Below are 15,456 nucleotides of genomic sequence, written 5' to 3'. Positions count from 1 at the left end.
TTGGCCGGCAAAACCGGCAATCAGCCATAGACATCGAGTCAAATCACTAGCAAAAAAACTCAAACTAGCTTGCACTGACCGCCCCAGACGGAAGAATGAGACGATCAGCAAATACCCACCCCACCAAAAATGATGGCGTGGAGTACCAAAATATTTGGCACTGACATTCATCGACACACTGTTGAGTTCTCAAAGAACACGCGCACACCATCACTCGAAACCATGCAGTTCCTCGTTCCGGGGCAACCGTTCCAGCCTAACCCTTACCGGCACCGGACGCAAATCCGATCCCCGGAGAGAGTTTCAGCAGATTCGCCAGGCGCTCCCCGTACAACCTCGTTTTCCCACGCTGACCAGTGAAGGTCGCGGCCGGGTCGGTGTCCGTGTCGCTCTGACCTCGAATAAGTTACGCGAGTGTTCATGGGGCGTCAAACCGCCAGGTCGGACGTTCATCCGACTCCATTTCCCCAGGTCGGCGATTGCAAAAGGCCCCAAATTCTGCACAACCGCAATTTGTGACGCCGCACACAGGGTCGAGCGCGGCTCCTACTCCCCTGTCACTCGGCGGATATCTCCACCCAGGTCGGCGAGGTCCTCGACGAACCTCGGGTAGCCGCGATCGATGTGGTAGACGTCGTGCACCTCGGTGACACCGTCGGCGACGAGACCGGCCAGTACGAGCCCCGCGCCGGCCCGGATGTCGGACGACCATACGGGTGCGCTCGACAGCTCGGGGACCCCACGCACGACAGCATGGTGTCCGTCGGTGCGGGCGTCCGCGCCCAGCCGGATCATCTCCTCGACGAATCGGAACCGAGCCTCGAAGACGTTCTCGGTGATCATCGACGTGCCCTCCGCGATTGCGGCGAGTCCGATCGCCATCGGCTGGAGGTCCGTGGGGAATCCGGGGTACGGCAGCGTCGCGAAGTTGACCGCCTGGGGACGATCGGCCTGCACCACCCGGAACCCGTCCGCTTCCTGGGTGATCTGAGATCCAGCTGCGCGCAGCTTGTCCAGAACGAGCGTCAGGTGTTTGGGGTTGACGCCCCTCACGAACACGTCGCCCCGGGTCATGGCGGCGGCGATGCCCCAGGTCGCGGCGACGATCCGGTCGCCGATCACCCGGTGCGACGTCGGCTGAAGTCGATCGACGCCGCGAATGGTGAGCGTCGTCGAGCCGGCGCCGCTGATCTTTGCGCCCATGCGCGTCAGCATGTTGCAGAGATCGACGATCTCCGGCTCCCGCGCGGCGTTGTCGATGACGGTCTCGCCCTTGGCGAGCACCGCAGCCATCAGGATGTTCTCGGTCGCACCGACGGACGGGAACGCCAATCGGATGTTTGCGCCGTGCAGGTCGTCCGCCTCGGCGACGACACATCCGTGCTCGATCTCGCTGTGGGCGCCCAGCAGGCGCAGACCGGACTGGTGCATGTCCAGCGGCCGCGATCCGATCGCGTCACCACCGGGCAGCGCGACGACCGCCTTCCGGCATCGCGCGACCAGCGGGCCGAGCACGCACACCGAGGCGCGGAACTGCCGAACCGCGGCGAAGTCGGCGTGGTACTTCGGCTGTGCCGGCGTCGTGATGGTCGCGACGTCGTCGTCGAGAACCACCTCGCAGCCGAGGCCGCGCAGGACGTCGGCCATCAGCGGAACGTCGAGGATGTCGGGGCAGTTGCTGATGACAGTCGTACCCTCGGCCAACAATGCCGCGGCCATCAGCTTCAGGACGCTGTTCTTCGCCCCACCCACTGGCACCTCACCGACGAGTCGGTTTCCACCAGTGACAAGAAAGCGCTCACTCACAGTCGCACAGCCTAACCACGGCTGCCGCCCCACCGCTGAGCGGTACCGTAACCCCATGGCTGTGCATTTGACGCGGATCTACACCCGGACCGGCGACGACGGAACGACCGGACTGAGCGATTTCTCCAGAGTGTCCAAGAACGATCCCCGCCTCGTCGCCTACGCGGACTGCGACGAAACGAATGCGAGTATCGGCGTCGCGCTCGCGTTGGGGGCGCCGTCCGAGGAGATCGTCGAGGTGCTGCGTCAGATTCAGAACGATCTGTTCGACGCCGGCGCCGACCTGTCGACACCGATCGTCGCCGAGCCCAAGTACCCGCCGCTGCGAGTCACCCAGGCCTACATCGACCGGGTCGAGGGCTGGTGCGACGTGTTCAACGAGCGACTCGAGCCGCTGAACTCCTTCATCCTCCCAGGTGGAACTCCCCTGGGCGCCCTACTGCACTCCGCCCGCACGGTCGCGCGTCGTGCCGAACGGTCGGCGTGGGCGGCCGTCGAGGCCGGCCCGGACGACACGAGCGTGCTCCCCGCCAAGTACCTGAACCGGCTGTCCGACCTGCTGTTCATCATGAGCAGACTCGCGAATCCCGGCGGTGACGTGCTCTGGAAGCCGGGTGCCGGCGGCAACGCCTAACCCCTACGAGAACGACGAAAGGGAGGCCTGATGGCCTCCCTTTTCGTATCTGGTCGTCCTCTTTCTCCGGTAGGCACCGGTTCAGGCCGGACGCCCTCGCATGGACCGTCCCGACGGCCTCGATTCGACCCAGGACAGGAATGCGGTCAGTGCGCCCCGATCGAGGGCGATCTCGTACGTGCGGTCGCCGTCGGAGATCTCGAGGATCACGATCTCGTCGGTCATGATGTCGTACTCGTTGCCCACCGGACCGCGGCGGGCGCCGACCTCGATGCCCTGCCGGCTCATCCGGGAATCCGGCCCGGGTCGCAGACTCGACAGCTTGTAGAAGACGAGCGATCCCTCGCCGTACCGCACCACACCGTGGCGCCAGCCGCTACCGCCGGGGGCCGGTGTGATCCGCAGGATCGCCGCGGTACCGCCCCGACGCAACACTGCCAGTCGATACACGAAAGCCGCGACGAAAGCCGCGAGCAGGACGACCAGAATGATGAGAACTACCATCCCGATCGTCACTGCTCGTCGGCTCCGTCGCGGCTCGTCGTGAACTGACTAGGCGCGCTCGACCGCACGCAGCTGACCCTTGGCGACCGCGATCGCCTCGAGGTCTTCGGTGGTCTCCGCCAGGACGGCCTTGGCCGCCTCGACGTCGACGTCCTGCGCCATGTCCGCGGACTCGGCCAGGATCGTCACCGTGGTGGCGGTCACCGAGAGGAAACCGCCGTGCACGGCCGCGACCACACGCTCGCCGTCGACGGTCGTGATCGCAACCACGCCGCCCTCCACCAGCTGACCGAGGACCGGCTCATGCCCGGGCATGACACCGATCTCACCCTCGGTCGTCTGGGCGCTGACGAGCTTCGCCGATCCCGACCAGAGTCGCTGCTCGACGGCAACGAGTTCAACGGTCATCTCAGCCATGTCGGTCTACTTCCCGGCGATCTTCTTGGCAGCGGCCTCGACGTCGTCGAGTCCACCGCAGCTGTTGAACGCCTGCTCCGGCAGGTGGTCGAACTCGCCCTTGCAGACGCGGTCGAACGCCTCGATGGTGTCGCGCAGCGGCACGACCGAGCCGGGCTCACCGGTGAACTTCTCGGCGACGATGAAGTTCTGGCCGAGGAACTTCTGGATACGGCGGGCACGGCCGACGAGGACCTTGTCCTCCTCGGAGAGCTCGTCCATACCGAGGATGGCGATGATGTCCTGCAGTTCCTTGTACTTCTGCAGGATCCGCTTGACCTCGTTCGCGACACGGAAGTGCTCGGCACCGACGATGCCGGGCTCCAGGATGCGCGAGGTCGACGTCAGCGGATCGACAGCGGGGTAGATACCCATCTGCGAAATCGGACGCGAGAGCTCGGTGGTCGCATCGAGGTGCGCGAAGGTGGTGGCCGGCGCCGGGTCGGTGTAGTCGTCGGCGGGGACGTAGATCGCCTGCAGCGAGGTGATCGAACGGCCACGGGTCGAGGTGATGCGCTCCTGCAGCTCACCCATCTCGTCGGCCAGCGTCGGCTGGTAACCCACGGCCGAAGGCATACGACCCAGCAGGGTCGAAACCTCGGAACCGGCCTGGGTGAACCGGAAGATGTTGTCGATGAACAGCAGAACGTCCTGGCCCTGGACATCGCGGAAGTACTCCGCCATGGTCAGCGCGGACAGGGCGACGCGCATACGCGTTCCCGGCGGCTCGTCCATCTGGCCGAAGACGAGGGCGGTGTCCTGGAGGACGCCCATCTCCTCCATCTCCAGCTTCAGGTCGGTGCCCTCACGGGTGCGCTCACCGACGCCGGCGAACACCGACGTACCGGAGAACTCACGCGCGATACGGGTGATCATCTCCTGGATCAGAACGGTCTTGCCGACGCCGGCACCACCGAACAGACCGATCTTGCCGCCCTTGACGTACGGGGTCAGCAGGTCGATGACCTTGATACCGGTCTCGAGGATCTCAGTCTTGCCCTCGAGCTGATCGAAGGCCGGGGGCTTGCGGTGGATGCCCCACTGCTCGCCGTCACGACCGGTACCCGGAGCGTCGAGGCAGTCACCGAGGGCGTTGAACACGTGGCCCTTGACGACGTCGCCGACGGGAACGGAGATCGGCTTGCCGGTGTCGTGCACCGCAGCGCCGCGGACCAGGCCGTCGGTCGGCTGCATCGAGATGGTGCGGACCAGGTTGTCGCCCAGGTGCTGCGCAACCTCGAGGGTCAGCGTCTTCGCCACCGACGGGAGGGTGACCTCCGAGTGCAGGGCGTTGAACAGGTCGGGAACATGGCCGCGCGGGAACTCAACGTCCACAACGGGACCGATGACCCGCACGACCCGGCCGGACGTGGTGTCCACACCGTTCGCGTTGGTTTGGGTTACTGCTGCGGTCATGTGCTAGTCACTTCCTGCGCTCGAGGCCAGCGCATTCGCGCCACCGACGATCTCGCTGATTTCCTGGGTGATCTGGGCCTGGCGAGCCTGGTTTGCCTGACGGCTCAGGGTGTTCACCAGTTCGTTCGCATTATCCGTCGCGGCCTTCATCGCCGTGCGACGGGCGGCAGACTCCGAAGCGGCGGAGTCGAGCAGCGCCGAGTAGATGCGCGTGCTGATGTACTTCGGCAGGAGGGCTGCCAGCAGCGTGGCGGCCTCGGGCTCGAAGTTGTACACCGCAGTCGGACCCGACTTGCCCTCGTGCTGGCCGTTGGACAGCATGTCCTCGCCCAGTTCGATGTGGTCCTCGGTGTAGTCGACCTCGAGGGGAGCCATCCGCCGGACCTCCGGCGTCTGGGTCAGCATCGAGACGAAACGCGTGTAGACGATGTGAAGCTCGTCGACGCCCTCGATCGTGCCTTCCCCGTTCGGGGCCTCGACCTCGGTGCCGGAACCGGCCATGAACAGCTCGACCAGGTGACGGCTCGCCTTGGCGGCATCCGCGTAACCCGGCTCCTGGGAGAACCCGGTCCACGCGCCGCCGACGGTGCGTCCGCGGAACGTGTAGTAACCGAGGCCCTTGGATCCGAGCACGTAGATCACAGGCTCCTTGCCCTCGGAGCGCAGGAGCTGCAGCAGCTCCTCCGCTTCCTTGAGGACGTTGGAGTTGTAACCACCGCACATGCCGCGGTCACTGGTGACGACCAGGACCGCAGCACGCTTGGGGCTGGTGCGCTCGTTGAGCAGCGGGTGGTCGAGCGAGGCCGAAGCGCTCGCCAGCTCGGAGAGCACCTTGGTGATCTCCTCCGCGTACGGCTTGGAAGCCGCGACGCGCGCCTGCGCCTTGGTGATGCGCGACGTGGCGATCAGTTCCTGCGCCTTGGTGATCTTCTTGGTCGAGTTGACCGACTTGATGCGAGAACGCAGTTCGCGGATGCTTGCCATCTATCGATCACTCTCCCTTCGGGTGACGCTGAGTCATGGGGACCACGCTCACTTGCTGACAGTGGTGCGCTTGACGGTGACCTTCTCCTGGCCGACCTCGGACGCGTCCAGTGCCTCTGCCTCGGCCTCGTTCACGACGCGAGCGCCGTCGGAGGTGAGGAAGCCGGCCTTGAACTTGTCGGTCGCAGCCATGAGGGTCTCGATCGAAGCGTCGTCGAGGGCCTTACCACCCTTGATCGCCTCGTAGACGCTGCCCGCGTTGCGGTGCAGGTCGTCGAGCAGCTCGGCCTCGAAGCGACGCACGTCGCCGACGGGCACCGAGTCGAAGACACCCTCGCCGGCGAGGTAGATCGAGATGATCTGGTCCTCGACTGCGATCGGGGAGTACTGGTCCTGCTTGAGCAGCTCGACCAGACGCTGGCCGCGCTCGAGCTGAGCCTTCGAAGCGGCGTCCAGGTCCGAGGCGAAGGCCGAGAAGGCCTCGAGCTCACGGAACTGCGCCAGCTCCAGACGCAGCGAACCGGAGACCTTCTTCATGCCCTTGGTCTGCGCGGCGCCACCGACTCGGGAAACCGAGATACCGACGTTGATCGCGGGGCGGATGCCCTTGTTGAACAGGTCGGACTCGAGGAAGACCTGGCCGTCGGTGATGGAGATGACGTTGGTCGGGATGTACGCCGAGACGTCGTTGGCCTTGGTCTCGATGATCGGCAGAGCCGTCAGCGAACCGCCACCGAGCTCGTCGGACAGCTTGGCCGAACGCTCCAGCAGACGCGAGTGCAGGTAGAAGACGTCGCCCGGGTAGGCCTCACGTCCCGGCGGACGACGCAGCAGCAGCGAGATGGCGCGGTACGCCTCGGCCTGCTTGGTCAGGTCGTCGAACACGATGAGGACGTGCTTGCCCTGGTACATCCAGTGCTGGCCGATGGCCGAACCGGTGTAGGGGGCGAGCCACTTGAAGCCGGCCGAGTCGGAAGCCGGGGCGGCGACGATGGTGGTGTACTCCATCGCGCCCTGCTCCTCGAGGGCAGCCTTGACGCCCGCGATGGTGGAGCCCTTCTGGCCGATCGCGACGTAGATGCAGCGAACCTGCTGCTTCGGGTCGCCGGTCGCCCAGTTGGCCTTCTGGTTCAGGATGGCGTCGACGCAGACCGCGGTCTTGCCGGTCTTACGGTCGCCGATGACGAGCTGACGCTGGCCGCGGCCGATCGGGGTCATGGCGTCGATGGCCTTGATGCCGGTCTGGAGCGGCTCCTCGACGGGCTGACGCTCGAGCACCGTCGCGGCCTGCAGCTCGAGAGCGCGGGTCTCGGTGGTCTCGATGTCTCCGAGGCCGTCGATCGGGCGACCCAGCGGGTCCACGACGCGACCCAGGTAGCCGTCACCGACCGGCACCGACAGAACGTCGCCGGTCCGCTTGACTTCCTGGCCCTCTTCGATGTGCTCGTAGTCGCCCAGGACGACGGCACCGATCTCGGTGGCCTCCAGGTTCAGGGCAACGCCGAGCACGCCGCCCGGGAACTCCAGCAGCTCGTTGGCCATCGCCGACGGCAGGCCGGTGATGTGAGCGATGCCGTCGCTGGTGTCGGACACCACGCCGACCTCCTCGCGGGAGGCCTCCGGTGAGTAGCTCGCGGTGTAGTTCTCGATCGCGCTACGGATCTCGTCGGAGGAGATCGTCAGCTCCGCCATGTTTTTCCTGCTCTCGGTATCTGGTCTTCGAAAAGATCGGGAGTATGTGTTCGGTCGTCGGCTACTTGAAGGTCTTCCGCAGGGCAGCGAGGCGACCGGCCGCGCTCCCGTCGATGACCTCGTGGCCCACCCGGACGACCATGCCGCTGAGGAGGGCCGGTTCGACCTCCACGTGCACGGTGACGGGCTTGCCGTAGGTACGGGTCAGCGTCGCGGCGAGCCGCTCGACCTGCTCACTCGACAACGCAGAGGCGCTACGCACGTGCGCAACGGCCTTGTCTCGCTGAGCCGCGGCCAGGGCCGACAGCTCGTCGAACGCGTCCGCGGGAGCGGTCCGCAGGCGACCCACGGCCTGGATGGCGAGGGCCTCCGTGATCGCGGTGACCTTGCCGTACAGCAGCTTCGACAGCAGCTCGCGCTTGCCGGCGACGGGCGTCGAACGATCCGAAAGGGCCTGCTCCAGCTGCGGATTTCCGGCAACGATGCGGCCGAGGCGGAAGAGCTCGTCCTCGACCGAGTCGCTCTGGTTCTGATCCGCCGCAGCACGAAGCAAGGACTCACGTCCGACCGTGACCAGCGAGTTCAGCAGATCCGCCGAAGTCGACCAGTCCTGGCCCGCGGCGGCCTCGAGGGCTGCCAGCGCCTCGGCGCCGACCTTCCCCGAGAACACCTGGCGGGCCAGGCCCTGTCGACCAGCGGCAGACGTGGACGCGTCGGCGAGCGCACTCCGGAGAGTGCGCTGGCCGTCGAGAACCTCGACCACCGAGAACAGCTCGGATCCGGCCTGCGCCGCGGCCGCAGTGGCCGCGCCGGGGGAAACGGAATCCAACGCCGCGGTGAGCGCAGCACGGGTCTGCGTCAGGGCTTCACGGCTCGCTGCGTACATGGTGCTCACTTTCCTGCTGCGGAATCGGCGCTGACTGCGTCCAGCTCGTTGAGGAAGCGATCGACCGTTCCGGCGCGCTTGACGTCGTCGGCGAGCGACTCACCGATGACCTTCTCTGCCAGGTCGACCGCGGTCTTACCGAGGTCGGCCCGCAGCTCGGTCACGATCTGCTGACGCTGTGCGACCAGCTGGCTGTGACCGGCGGCGACGATACGGTCGCTCTCCTCCTGAGCCTGCGCCTTCATCTCAGCGATGATCGCCTGCCCCTGAGTACGTGCTTCCTCACGGATCTGTGCGGCCTCGGTGCGAGCCTCGGCGAGCTGGGCATGGTACTGCTCCAGCGCGGCCTTGGCCTCGGCCTGAGCCTCTTCGGCACGCTTGATGCCGCCGTCGATCTGCTCGGTGCGCTCGGCGAGAACCTTCTGGAACATCGGAAGGACAAACTTCCAGAAGACGAACCCGACGACCACCAGGGCAACGATCGACCAAGTGATGTCATACGTCGCGGGCAGGAGGGGGTTGTGTTCCTCCCCCTCGGCCGCGAGCAATGCGATGGTGGTTGACATGGTGTGTTCTTAGAAGATGAAGCCGGCGACGAGGCCGATCAGCGCCAGGGCCTCGGTGAACGCGATACCGAGGAACATCGTGGTACGAACCTGGCCGGCCATCTCGGGCTGACGGACCATGCCCTCGATCGCCTTACCGACGACAATACCCACGCCGATGCCGGGGCCGATGGCCGCGAGGCCGTAGCCGATGGCGCCGTAGCCCTTGACCTTGGCAGCTTCCTGCGCGAGAACCTCAGCGGCCTGCAGCGAAACGCTCATTTGGTGTTCCGTTCCCTTTCTGTTGCCCACCGCCGGTCGGCCGGTGGGTCAGGTCTATCGATGTGAGTGGTCAGTGCGAGTCGGCGTGGAGGGCCAGGTCGATGTACACCGCGGTGAGCAGTGCGAAGACGTATGCCTGAAGGCCGATCACCAGCAACTCGAAGAAGGTCATGGCGACGCCCGCGATGATCGACGGAACACCGAAGATCGCCTGGAACCCTCCGGAGGTGAAGAAGAAGTACTGCGTGGCGCCGAAGAACAGCACCAGCAGGATGTGTCCGGCGAGCATGTTGGCCATGAGTCGGACCATCAGCGTGAACGGCCGGAGAACGAACGTCGAGAGGAACTCGATCGGGATCAGCAGCACGTGCAGCGCCGGCGGGACGCCCGGCACGACGATGCTCGACTTCACGTACTTGAAGAAACCGTACTTCTTGATACCCACGTAGTTGAACGTGATGTATGCCAGCGCCGCAAGGACGAGCGGCATACCGATTCGCGCGTTCGGCGAGATGTTCAGGAAAGGAATGACACTCGCGACGTTGCTTGCCAGCACGATGAAGAAGATCGTCGTGATGATCGGCAGGAAGCGCTTGCCCTGTTCCTTGCCCAGGATCTCTTCGGCGATGTTGATCCGAACGAAATCGAGGGCGTACTCGGCGACATTCTGGACACCGCGCGGAACGATCTTCGGGCTACGCATCGCGATGATGAAGAACAGTGCGACCACTGCCGACATCAGCAGACGGATCAGCATCAGACGGTCGAGCTCGAAGGCGGTGCCCTCGAACAGCACTGCGGGCGGGTAGAAATCATCGAGTGACGGCGGATGATATTCACCCGCGGCCATGAAGGTGACGCTCAGCGGTCTCTCCCGTAGTCGGCCGCAGGCATCGCTGTCTGCGGTTCGATCGGACATTGACGATCTAACAAGTCGACAAGGTCGGCTCGCGTATTCGTCAGCAGCTGGAGACTCGGGCGAACCCGTCCTGGCGTCTGTCGGTGTCGGCGACTGTCGTCGACTCGGCAATCCGGGGGCGGTTCCATCCGAATCTGAAATCCGGACAACTCCGACAACCCTGGTCGCCTACAAGCGCCAGCCACACGTCGGGATCTCTGGACTTTCCCGTCGTCAGCGCACTTGCTTGGCCCAGAGACTATCAAGACATCTACGACGTTGTGTAGATGGGGTCCCCTTGAACTCTGGAACACGTTTCACAAACCCGCGCCCGAGACCTGTCAGGCAGTGTCCGACTGCTCGTCGGAATCGGTCGGCGTCACGTACGGGACCTTCGTCTGCAGCACACCGTACGTCTCCGCACCCAGCACGATGACGAGCGACAGCACGATCACGATCACCATCGCCTGGCGGTTGTAGAAGTCGAGCGGATCGAGGATCGCGAGCACGGCGATGGCCAGGATCATCTTGAGCAGCCAGCTGCCCAACAGAACCGCTCCCGCCGTGACCGCCGGCAGCTTGGCGGTCAACAGCACAGCAAGTGCCGTGCACAGGATGAAGCCGCCGCCCACCGCGGCACCGATCAGCGCACCCCACAAACCGGCGGTACCCGCGAACAGGCTGGCGATGATCACGCCGCCGACGGCGAGTGCGATCAAGGCCAGCGCTCCGTAGCGGAGCCCGCGACGGAGTGCTGCGGTGGGATCGGCGGAATACGGCTCTGGCGTCGAAGTCACGGAATCCAGGTTAGAGGAACACCGAAACAGGACATCCGCCCCAGCCCGCCCGCACGCCTTCTACTGGCGACGGTCCTGCTGCAGACCCCGCCACGACGGTACCGCCGTCACCACGAGCGCGAACACCAACCCCGCCGCGACCAGCAGGACGACTACGCGCCTGTCGATGAGTGCCGAGCCGACCGCGCCGAATGCGAGAACCCCGACCCACAGGTAGATCAGCAGGACCACGCGGCGGTGCGAGTGTCCGATCTGCATCAACCGGTGATGCAGATGCATCTTGTCGGGGCTGAACGGGCTGACGCCGGCCCGTGTCCGCCGGACGATGGCGAGCAACAGGTCGAGGATCGGGATGAACATGACCGCACTGACCAGCAGCAGCGGCGTGAGCAGACCGAGAAGATCGCGGGATCCGTACGCGCTCAAACTGATCCGACCCGACGCACTCGTCGACACCGCGGCCAATGTCAGGCCGATCAGCATCGACCCCGAGTCGCCCATGAAGATCCGCGCGGGCTGGAAGTTGTGTGGCAGGAAGCCGAGGCAGGCACCCGCGAGAGCCGCCGCGATCATCGCCGGCGGGTACGCACTGACGTCGCCGCCCTGGTCGTGCAGCAACCCCACCGAGAAGGCGCAGATCGCGAGCGACGCGATGAGGCCGAGTCCGGCGGCCAGACCGTCGAGTCCGTCGACGAAGTTCATCGCGTTGATCATCACGACCGTCACCGCGACGGTGACCAACCCCGCCTGGAGTTGGTCAAGGATGACGGTGGTGTCCCCGAAGGGCTGGTAGATGATGTACCAGCTCACACCCATCACCGCCAGGATGCCGGCCGCGGTGACCTGACCCACGAACTTGGTGAGGGCGTCCAGGCCCCAGCGGTCGTCGATGACACCGACGAGCACGATCACGAAACCGGCCACCAGCACGGCACTGATGTCGGTGGTGAACTCGAACCCTCGCGTCAGTGCCGGCAGTTGCTGCGCGAAGAGCAGCGCGACGAGCATGCCGACGTACATCCCGACGCCGCCGAGCCGCGGAATGGGCTGGACGTGCACATCGCGATCGCGCGGCACCGCAACGGCGCCGAACCTGATGGCGACCACCCGGACGGCACCGGTCCCGAGGAACGTGACCACGGCCGCCGTGAACAACACCAGGAGCAGTTCGCGCAGCGGGACACCAGCCCCGTTTCCTCCCTGGGCGAGCGCCAGCACCGCCGTATCCGCAGAACTCACCTCGACGACGCTACCGGCACGTCCGTCCGCGGACGGGATTGAGGGCAACGCGTCCGATCACGGTCACTTTCCATCCGGGAGCAGGCTCTCGACGGTCACTCCGAGCACCTCGGCCACGTCGGCGGTCGCGACGGCGCCCTCGCGCAGGATCCGCGGCTCGTCCGCTGTGAGGTCGACGATCGTCGACGCAACGGCGTGCGTGGCCGTTCCACCGTCGAGGTACACGCTGGCCGCACCGCCCAACTGATCCCGCGCCTCGTCCACCGTCGTTGCGGCGGGCCGTCCGGAAATGTTCGCGCTCGAGACCGCCATCGGTCCGACCTCGCGCAGCAACTCGAGCGCCACCGGGTGCAGCGGCATCCGGAGCATGACGGTGCCGCGGCTGTCACCGAGGTCCCATGCCAGCGAAGGTGCTTGCTGCACAACCACACTCAGCCCACCCGGCCAGAAGGCCTTGATGAGGTCCCGGGCCTGCGGGCGAACCGAGTACACGAGACCGTCGATGGTGGTCCATGAGCCGACCAGGACCGGGACGGGCATGTCACGACCGCGGCCCTTCGCACGCAGCAGGCTCGCGACGGCGTCGCCGTCGAACGCGTCGGCGCCCAGGCCGTACACGGTGTCGGTCGGGAGGACGACGAGCCGACCCGCCTTGAGCGCGTTCTTCGCGGCGGTCAGCCCCGCTTCGCGGTTGTCGGGATCCTTGCAGTCGTAGACAGTGCTCACGCCCCCATCCTTTCACTCACGTTCGAGCCGCCGTCATCGCGCTGCCTCGACGTCCGTCGCGACACGCTGCGCCACGACGAAACGGGGCCGGCCGGCGAGGTCCGGATGCTCCGCGACGTGACCGAACACCCGACGGGCCCGGAACAGCTCCGCGACCTGCGCACCGTTGGTGTCGTCGTGCTCGACGCCCACGACGCCACCGATGCGCAGCCACCGCGCGATGTTGTTGACCATGGGCTTGATCACGGACAGACCGTCGGCGCCGCCGAACAGCGCCGAGTGCGGATCGTGGTCGGCGACCTCGGGATCGAGCACCGCACCTTCCGGGATATACGGCGGATTGGACACGATCAGGTCGACGCCGCCCTCGAGCGCGGTCAGCAGGCCGCGGTCGGTGACGTCGCCCTGCACCAGATTGATCGGCGTGTCCCCGGCCGCCCCGCGCCGATCGGCGTTCCGTCGCGCCCATGCCAGCGCCCGCGGTTCCAGTTCCACCGCGTGCACGGTGGCGTCCGGGCGAGCATGCGCGATCGCGAGTGCGAGCGCCCCCGACCCGGTGCACAGGTCCATCACCACCGGGGCGCGTCGACCACTCGCCTCGAGCTGGGCGAGCGCCCACGCGAGCAGCAGCTCGGTCTCCGGCCGGGGCACGAACACGCCGGGCCCCACCTCGAGGGAGACGTTGCCCATCGCGGTCGAACCGGTGATGTACTGCAGCGGGATCCGCTCGGCTCGACGGGCCACCAGCGTGCGGTACTCGTCTATCACCGACGGATCGACGAGCGGCACCAGGCCCAGGCGGGTTCGCTCCACACCCAGCAGATGGGCGGCGAGAAGTTCGGCGTCCACGCGGGCCGAGGGAACCCCCGCCCGCTCCAACTCGGCAGCTGCCTCGATGATGGCCAGGCGGAGAGGTTGTCGACTCACGCGTACAGACTGCCACGTCGGTCACGGACACAGCACGGATAGGTGCCGGTCGGCTTGCACCACGGTTCCCGAGGCCCCACCGGCGATAAAATGCGACCGGTCTGGTTATCGTCAGACCGAGGTCGGACGAAGGAAACGTCCCATGTTCTCCGCCACAGCGGCCCGCGTGCTCGCCGCCGCATTTCTCACCACAGCCACCATCTCGATCGGACCGGCGATCGCGTTCGCCGCGCCGTTCGACGTGCAACCCGCGCCGGCGATCTGCCCCAACGGGATGGCCCCGGCCGACGCCACTCCCCTACCGGGTGGTCGCTTGGCGATCAGCGTCCCCGAAGGCCCTCCGGCCGGCGGGGGCCGCGTCGTGTGGACCAACACCAGCACGGGCGCCAACGGCATCGCCACACTCACCAACAACGGCACCCGGGCCGAGTTCGTCGCGAACACCGGACCCGGCACCGTCGTCACCGTGCTCGACGGCGTCTACACGAACGGTGCCGGCCAACCGTGCGTTCTGGTGCAGGGCGGCGTCGCTACGACCGTCGTGCCCTGACGTCGCTCACTCTGCGGCGAGGCGGGCCTCGCGGTCGGCCTGACCGAGGGCGTCGAGCAGCGCGCCCATGTCGCCGTCGAGCACCGCGTCGAGGTTGTGCGCCTTGAACCCGATGCGGTGATCGGTGATGCGGTTCTCGGGGAAGTTGTAGGTGCGGATGCGCTCGGAACGGTCGACCGTGCGGATCTGGCTCTGGCGTCCGGCGGACGCCTCGGCGTCGGCGGCCTCCTCGGCCGCTGCCTGCAGCCGCGCCGCGAGCACCTGCATGGCGCGCGCCTTGTTCTGCAGCTGCGAACGCTCGTTCTGGCACGTCACGACGATGCCCGTCGGCAGGTGCGTGATGCGGACCGCGGAATCGGTGGTGTTGACGCCCTGGCCGCCCTTGCCCGACGACCGGTAGACGTCGATGCGCAGGTCGGTCTCGTCGATCTGCACCTCCTCGACCTCCTCCGGCTCCGGGTAGATGAGGACACCCGCCGCGGACGTGTGCACGCGGCCCTGCGACTCGGTCACCGGGACACGCTGCACTCGGTGCACGCCGCCCTCGAACTTGAGGCGCGACCAGACGCCGTCGCGGACGTCGCCCTTCGACTTGATCGAGATCGTGGCGTCCTTGTAGCCGCCGAGGTCGGACACGGTGGCGTCGAGGATCTCGACGCGCCAGCCGGCGCGTTCGGCGTAGCGGACGTACATGCGCGCGAGGTCGGACGCGAACAGCGCGGATTCCTCGCCGCCCTCGCCGGACTTGAGCTCGAGCACGACGTCGTCGGCGTCGTGCGGGTCACGCGGGGCGAGCAGGTCGGTCAGCGTCTTGTCGAGTTCGGCCACCGCCTCCTCGAGGACGGGAACCTCGGCAGCGAACGCGGAATCGTCGGCGGCCAGCTCACGGGCGGCTTCGAGGTCCTCCTGGGCGGCTTTGAGCTTGGTGTAGGTGGCCATGACAGGTGCGAGTTCGGCGAAGCGCTTGCCCGCCCTGCGTGCCGCTGCCGGATCGTTGTGCAACGCCGGATCAGCAAGTTGCTGCTCCAGACCCGCGTGCTCGGCCAGGATGTCGTCGATCGCCGACGGCTGCGTCGTCCCTGCCATGGTTGGCTCCTGTTTTCCGCGATGAGCG

At 66.4% G+C, this 15,456-nt stretch carries 16 protein-coding genes and 1 pseudogene; 2 read left to right on the top strand and 15 right to left on the bottom strand.

The window, feature by feature from the left end:
* Positions 1-546: 546 nt before the first annotated feature.
* Positions 547-1,863 (bottom strand): UDP-N-acetylglucosamine 1-carboxyvinyltransferase, encoded by a 1,317-nt coding sequence (murA, locus tag ABTV10_RS09235; RefSeq protein ID WP_499034181.1) that lies wholly within the window; start codon positions 1,861-1,863, stop codon positions 547-549.
* Here murA and ABTV10_RS09230 point away from each other — a divergent pair.
* Positions 1,862-2,440: a cob(I)yrinic acid a,c-diamide adenosyltransferase gene (locus ABTV10_RS09230; protein WP_499034178.1), complete on the top strand. Its 579-nt coding sequence runs from the start codon at positions 1,862-1,864 to the stop codon at positions 2,438-2,440. The two genes, murA and ABTV10_RS09230, sit on opposite strands and share 2 nt — an antisense overlap.
* An 81-nt stretch (positions 2,441-2,521) precedes the next feature.
* Here ABTV10_RS09230 and ABTV10_RS09225 read toward each other — a convergent pair whose 3' ends face one another.
* The 13 genes and pseudogenes from ABTV10_RS09225 to prmC all read right to left on the bottom strand — a co-directional run bounded on the left by ABTV10_RS09225 (position 2,522) and on the right by prmC (position 13,792).
* A complete protein-coding gene (locus tag ABTV10_RS09225) occupies positions 2,522-2,956 on the bottom strand; it encodes a DUF2550 domain-containing protein (RefSeq protein WP_499034175.1) in 435 nt (144 codons plus the stop codon).
* A 36-nt stretch (positions 2,957-2,992) separates the two neighbouring features.
* Positions 2,993-3,361: a F0F1 ATP synthase subunit epsilon gene (locus tag ABTV10_RS09220; protein ID WP_127917497.1), complete on the bottom strand. Its 369-nt coding sequence runs from the start codon at positions 3,359-3,361 to the stop codon at positions 2,993-2,995.
* A gap of 6 nt (positions 3,362-3,367) precedes the next feature.
* Positions 3,368-4,780, bottom strand: coding sequence for a F0F1 ATP synthase subunit beta (gene atpD / locus ABTV10_RS09215; protein WP_499035154.1), 1,413 nt, complete (start codon positions 4,778-4,780; stop codon positions 3,368-3,370).
* A 39-nt stretch (positions 4,781-4,819) separates the two neighbouring features.
* Positions 4,820-5,800 carry a F0F1 ATP synthase subunit gamma gene (locus tag ABTV10_RS09210; protein ID WP_433611841.1) on the bottom strand — a complete coding sequence of 327 codons (981 nt, stop codon included), beginning with the start codon at positions 5,798-5,800 and terminating at the stop codon, positions 4,820-4,822.
* Positions 5,801-5,968: 168 nt separating this feature from the next.
* Positions 5,969-7,483: pseudogene (gene atpA, locus ABTV10_RS09205) on the bottom strand (F0F1 ATP synthase subunit alpha); the annotation flags it as partial.
* 70 nt (positions 7,484-7,553) lie between these two features.
* A complete protein-coding gene (locus ABTV10_RS09200) occupies positions 7,554-8,378 on the bottom strand; it encodes a F0F1 ATP synthase subunit delta (RefSeq protein ID WP_433611837.1) in 825 nt (274 codons plus the stop codon).
* 5 nt (positions 8,379-8,383) lie between these two features.
* Complete coding sequence (locus tag ABTV10_RS09195) at positions 8,384-8,926, bottom strand: F0F1 ATP synthase subunit B (RefSeq protein ID WP_499034172.1); 543 nt, start codon at positions 8,924-8,926, stop codon at positions 8,384-8,386.
* A 27-nt stretch (positions 8,927-8,953) separates the two neighbouring features.
* On the bottom strand, positions 8,954-9,205 hold the full coding sequence (locus ABTV10_RS09190; protein WP_433611833.1) for an ATP synthase F0 subunit C: 252 nt from the start codon (positions 9,203-9,205) through the stop codon (positions 8,954-8,956).
* Positions 9,206-9,275: 70 nt separating this feature from the next.
* Positions 9,276-10,055 carry a F0F1 ATP synthase subunit A gene (gene atpB / locus ABTV10_RS09185; protein WP_433611831.1) on the bottom strand — a complete coding sequence of 260 codons (780 nt, stop codon included), beginning with the start codon at positions 10,053-10,055 and terminating at the stop codon, positions 9,276-9,278.
* 389 nt (positions 10,056-10,444) lie between these two features.
* Positions 10,445-10,900 carry a Cg1360 family ATP-synthase-associated protein gene (locus ABTV10_RS09180; protein ID WP_499034169.1) on the bottom strand — a complete coding sequence of 152 codons (456 nt, stop codon included), beginning with the start codon at positions 10,898-10,900 and terminating at the stop codon, positions 10,445-10,447.
* Between the two features lie 60 nt (positions 10,901-10,960).
* Entirely contained in the window at positions 10,961-12,139 is a 1,179-nt protein-coding gene (locus ABTV10_RS09175) for a glycosyltransferase family 4 protein (protein WP_499034167.1), read from the bottom strand.
* Between the two features lie 63 nt (positions 12,140-12,202).
* Positions 12,203-12,865, bottom strand: coding sequence for an L-threonylcarbamoyladenylate synthase (locus tag ABTV10_RS09170; protein WP_433611827.1), 663 nt, complete (start codon positions 12,863-12,865; stop codon positions 12,203-12,205).
* 33 nt (positions 12,866-12,898) lie between these two features.
* A complete protein-coding gene (prmC, locus tag ABTV10_RS09165; protein WP_499034164.1) occupies positions 12,899-13,792 on the bottom strand; it encodes a peptide chain release factor N(5)-glutamine methyltransferase in 894 nt (297 codons plus the stop codon).
* A 142-nt stretch (positions 13,793-13,934) separates the two neighbouring features.
* On the opposite strand from prmC, the gene ABTV10_RS09160 reads away from it, so the two are divergent.
* Positions 13,935-14,342 (top strand): hypothetical protein, encoded by a 408-nt coding sequence (locus ABTV10_RS09160; RefSeq protein ID WP_499034161.1) that lies wholly within the window; start codon positions 13,935-13,937, stop codon positions 14,340-14,342.
* A 6-nt stretch (positions 14,343-14,348) separates the two neighbouring features.
* On the opposite strand, the gene prfA is transcribed toward ABTV10_RS09160, so the two are convergent.
* On the bottom strand, positions 14,349-15,428 hold the full coding sequence (gene prfA / locus ABTV10_RS09155; protein WP_499034160.1) for a peptide chain release factor 1: 1,080 nt from the start codon (positions 15,426-15,428) through the stop codon (positions 14,349-14,351).
* Positions 15,429-15,456 lie beyond the last annotated feature (28 nt).

This window comes from Paraburkholderia sp. RHO2 (assembly GCF_050955445.1).
GTDB classification, from domain to species: domain Bacteria; phylum Actinomycetota; class Actinomycetes; order Mycobacteriales; family Mycobacteriaceae; genus Prescottella; species Prescottella agglutinans_A.
Note: the sequence above shows the minus strand (reverse complement) of the source record. Positions and strands in the feature narration are given on the sequence as shown.

Coding starts and splice junctions, on each gene's coding strand:
- ABTV10_RS09230 (WP_499034178.1), top strand. CDS start 1,862: ATGGCTGTGCATTTGACGCGGATCTACACCCGGACCGGCGACGACGGA.
- murA (WP_499034181.1), bottom strand. CDS start 1,863: ATGGGGTTACGGTACCGCTCAGCGGTGGGGCGGCAGCCGTGGTTAGGC.
- ABTV10_RS09220 (WP_127917497.1), bottom strand. CDS start 3,361: ATGGCTGAGATGACCGTTGAACTCGTTGCCGTCGAGCAGCGACTCTGG.
- ABTV10_RS09210 (WP_433611841.1), bottom strand. CDS start 5,800: ATGGCAAGCATCCGCGAACTGCGTTCTCGCATCAAGTCGGTCAACTCG.
- ABTV10_RS09200 (WP_433611837.1), bottom strand. CDS start 8,378: ATGTACGCAGCGAGCCGTGAAGCCCTGACGCAGACCCGTGCTGCGCTC.
- ABTV10_RS09190 (WP_433611833.1), bottom strand. CDS start 9,205: ATGAGCGTTTCGCTGCAGGCCGCTGAGGTTCTCGCGCAGGAAGCTGCC.
- atpB (WP_433611831.1), bottom strand. CDS start 10,055: ATGGCCGCGGGTGAATATCATCCGCCGTCACTCGATGATTTCTACCCG.
- ABTV10_RS09160 (WP_499034161.1), top strand. CDS start 13,935: ATGTTCTCCGCCACAGCGGCCCGCGTGCTCGCCGCCGCATTTCTCACC.
- prfA (WP_499034160.1), bottom strand. CDS start 15,428: ATGGCAGGGACGACGCAGCCGTCGGCGATCGACGACATCCTGGCCGAG.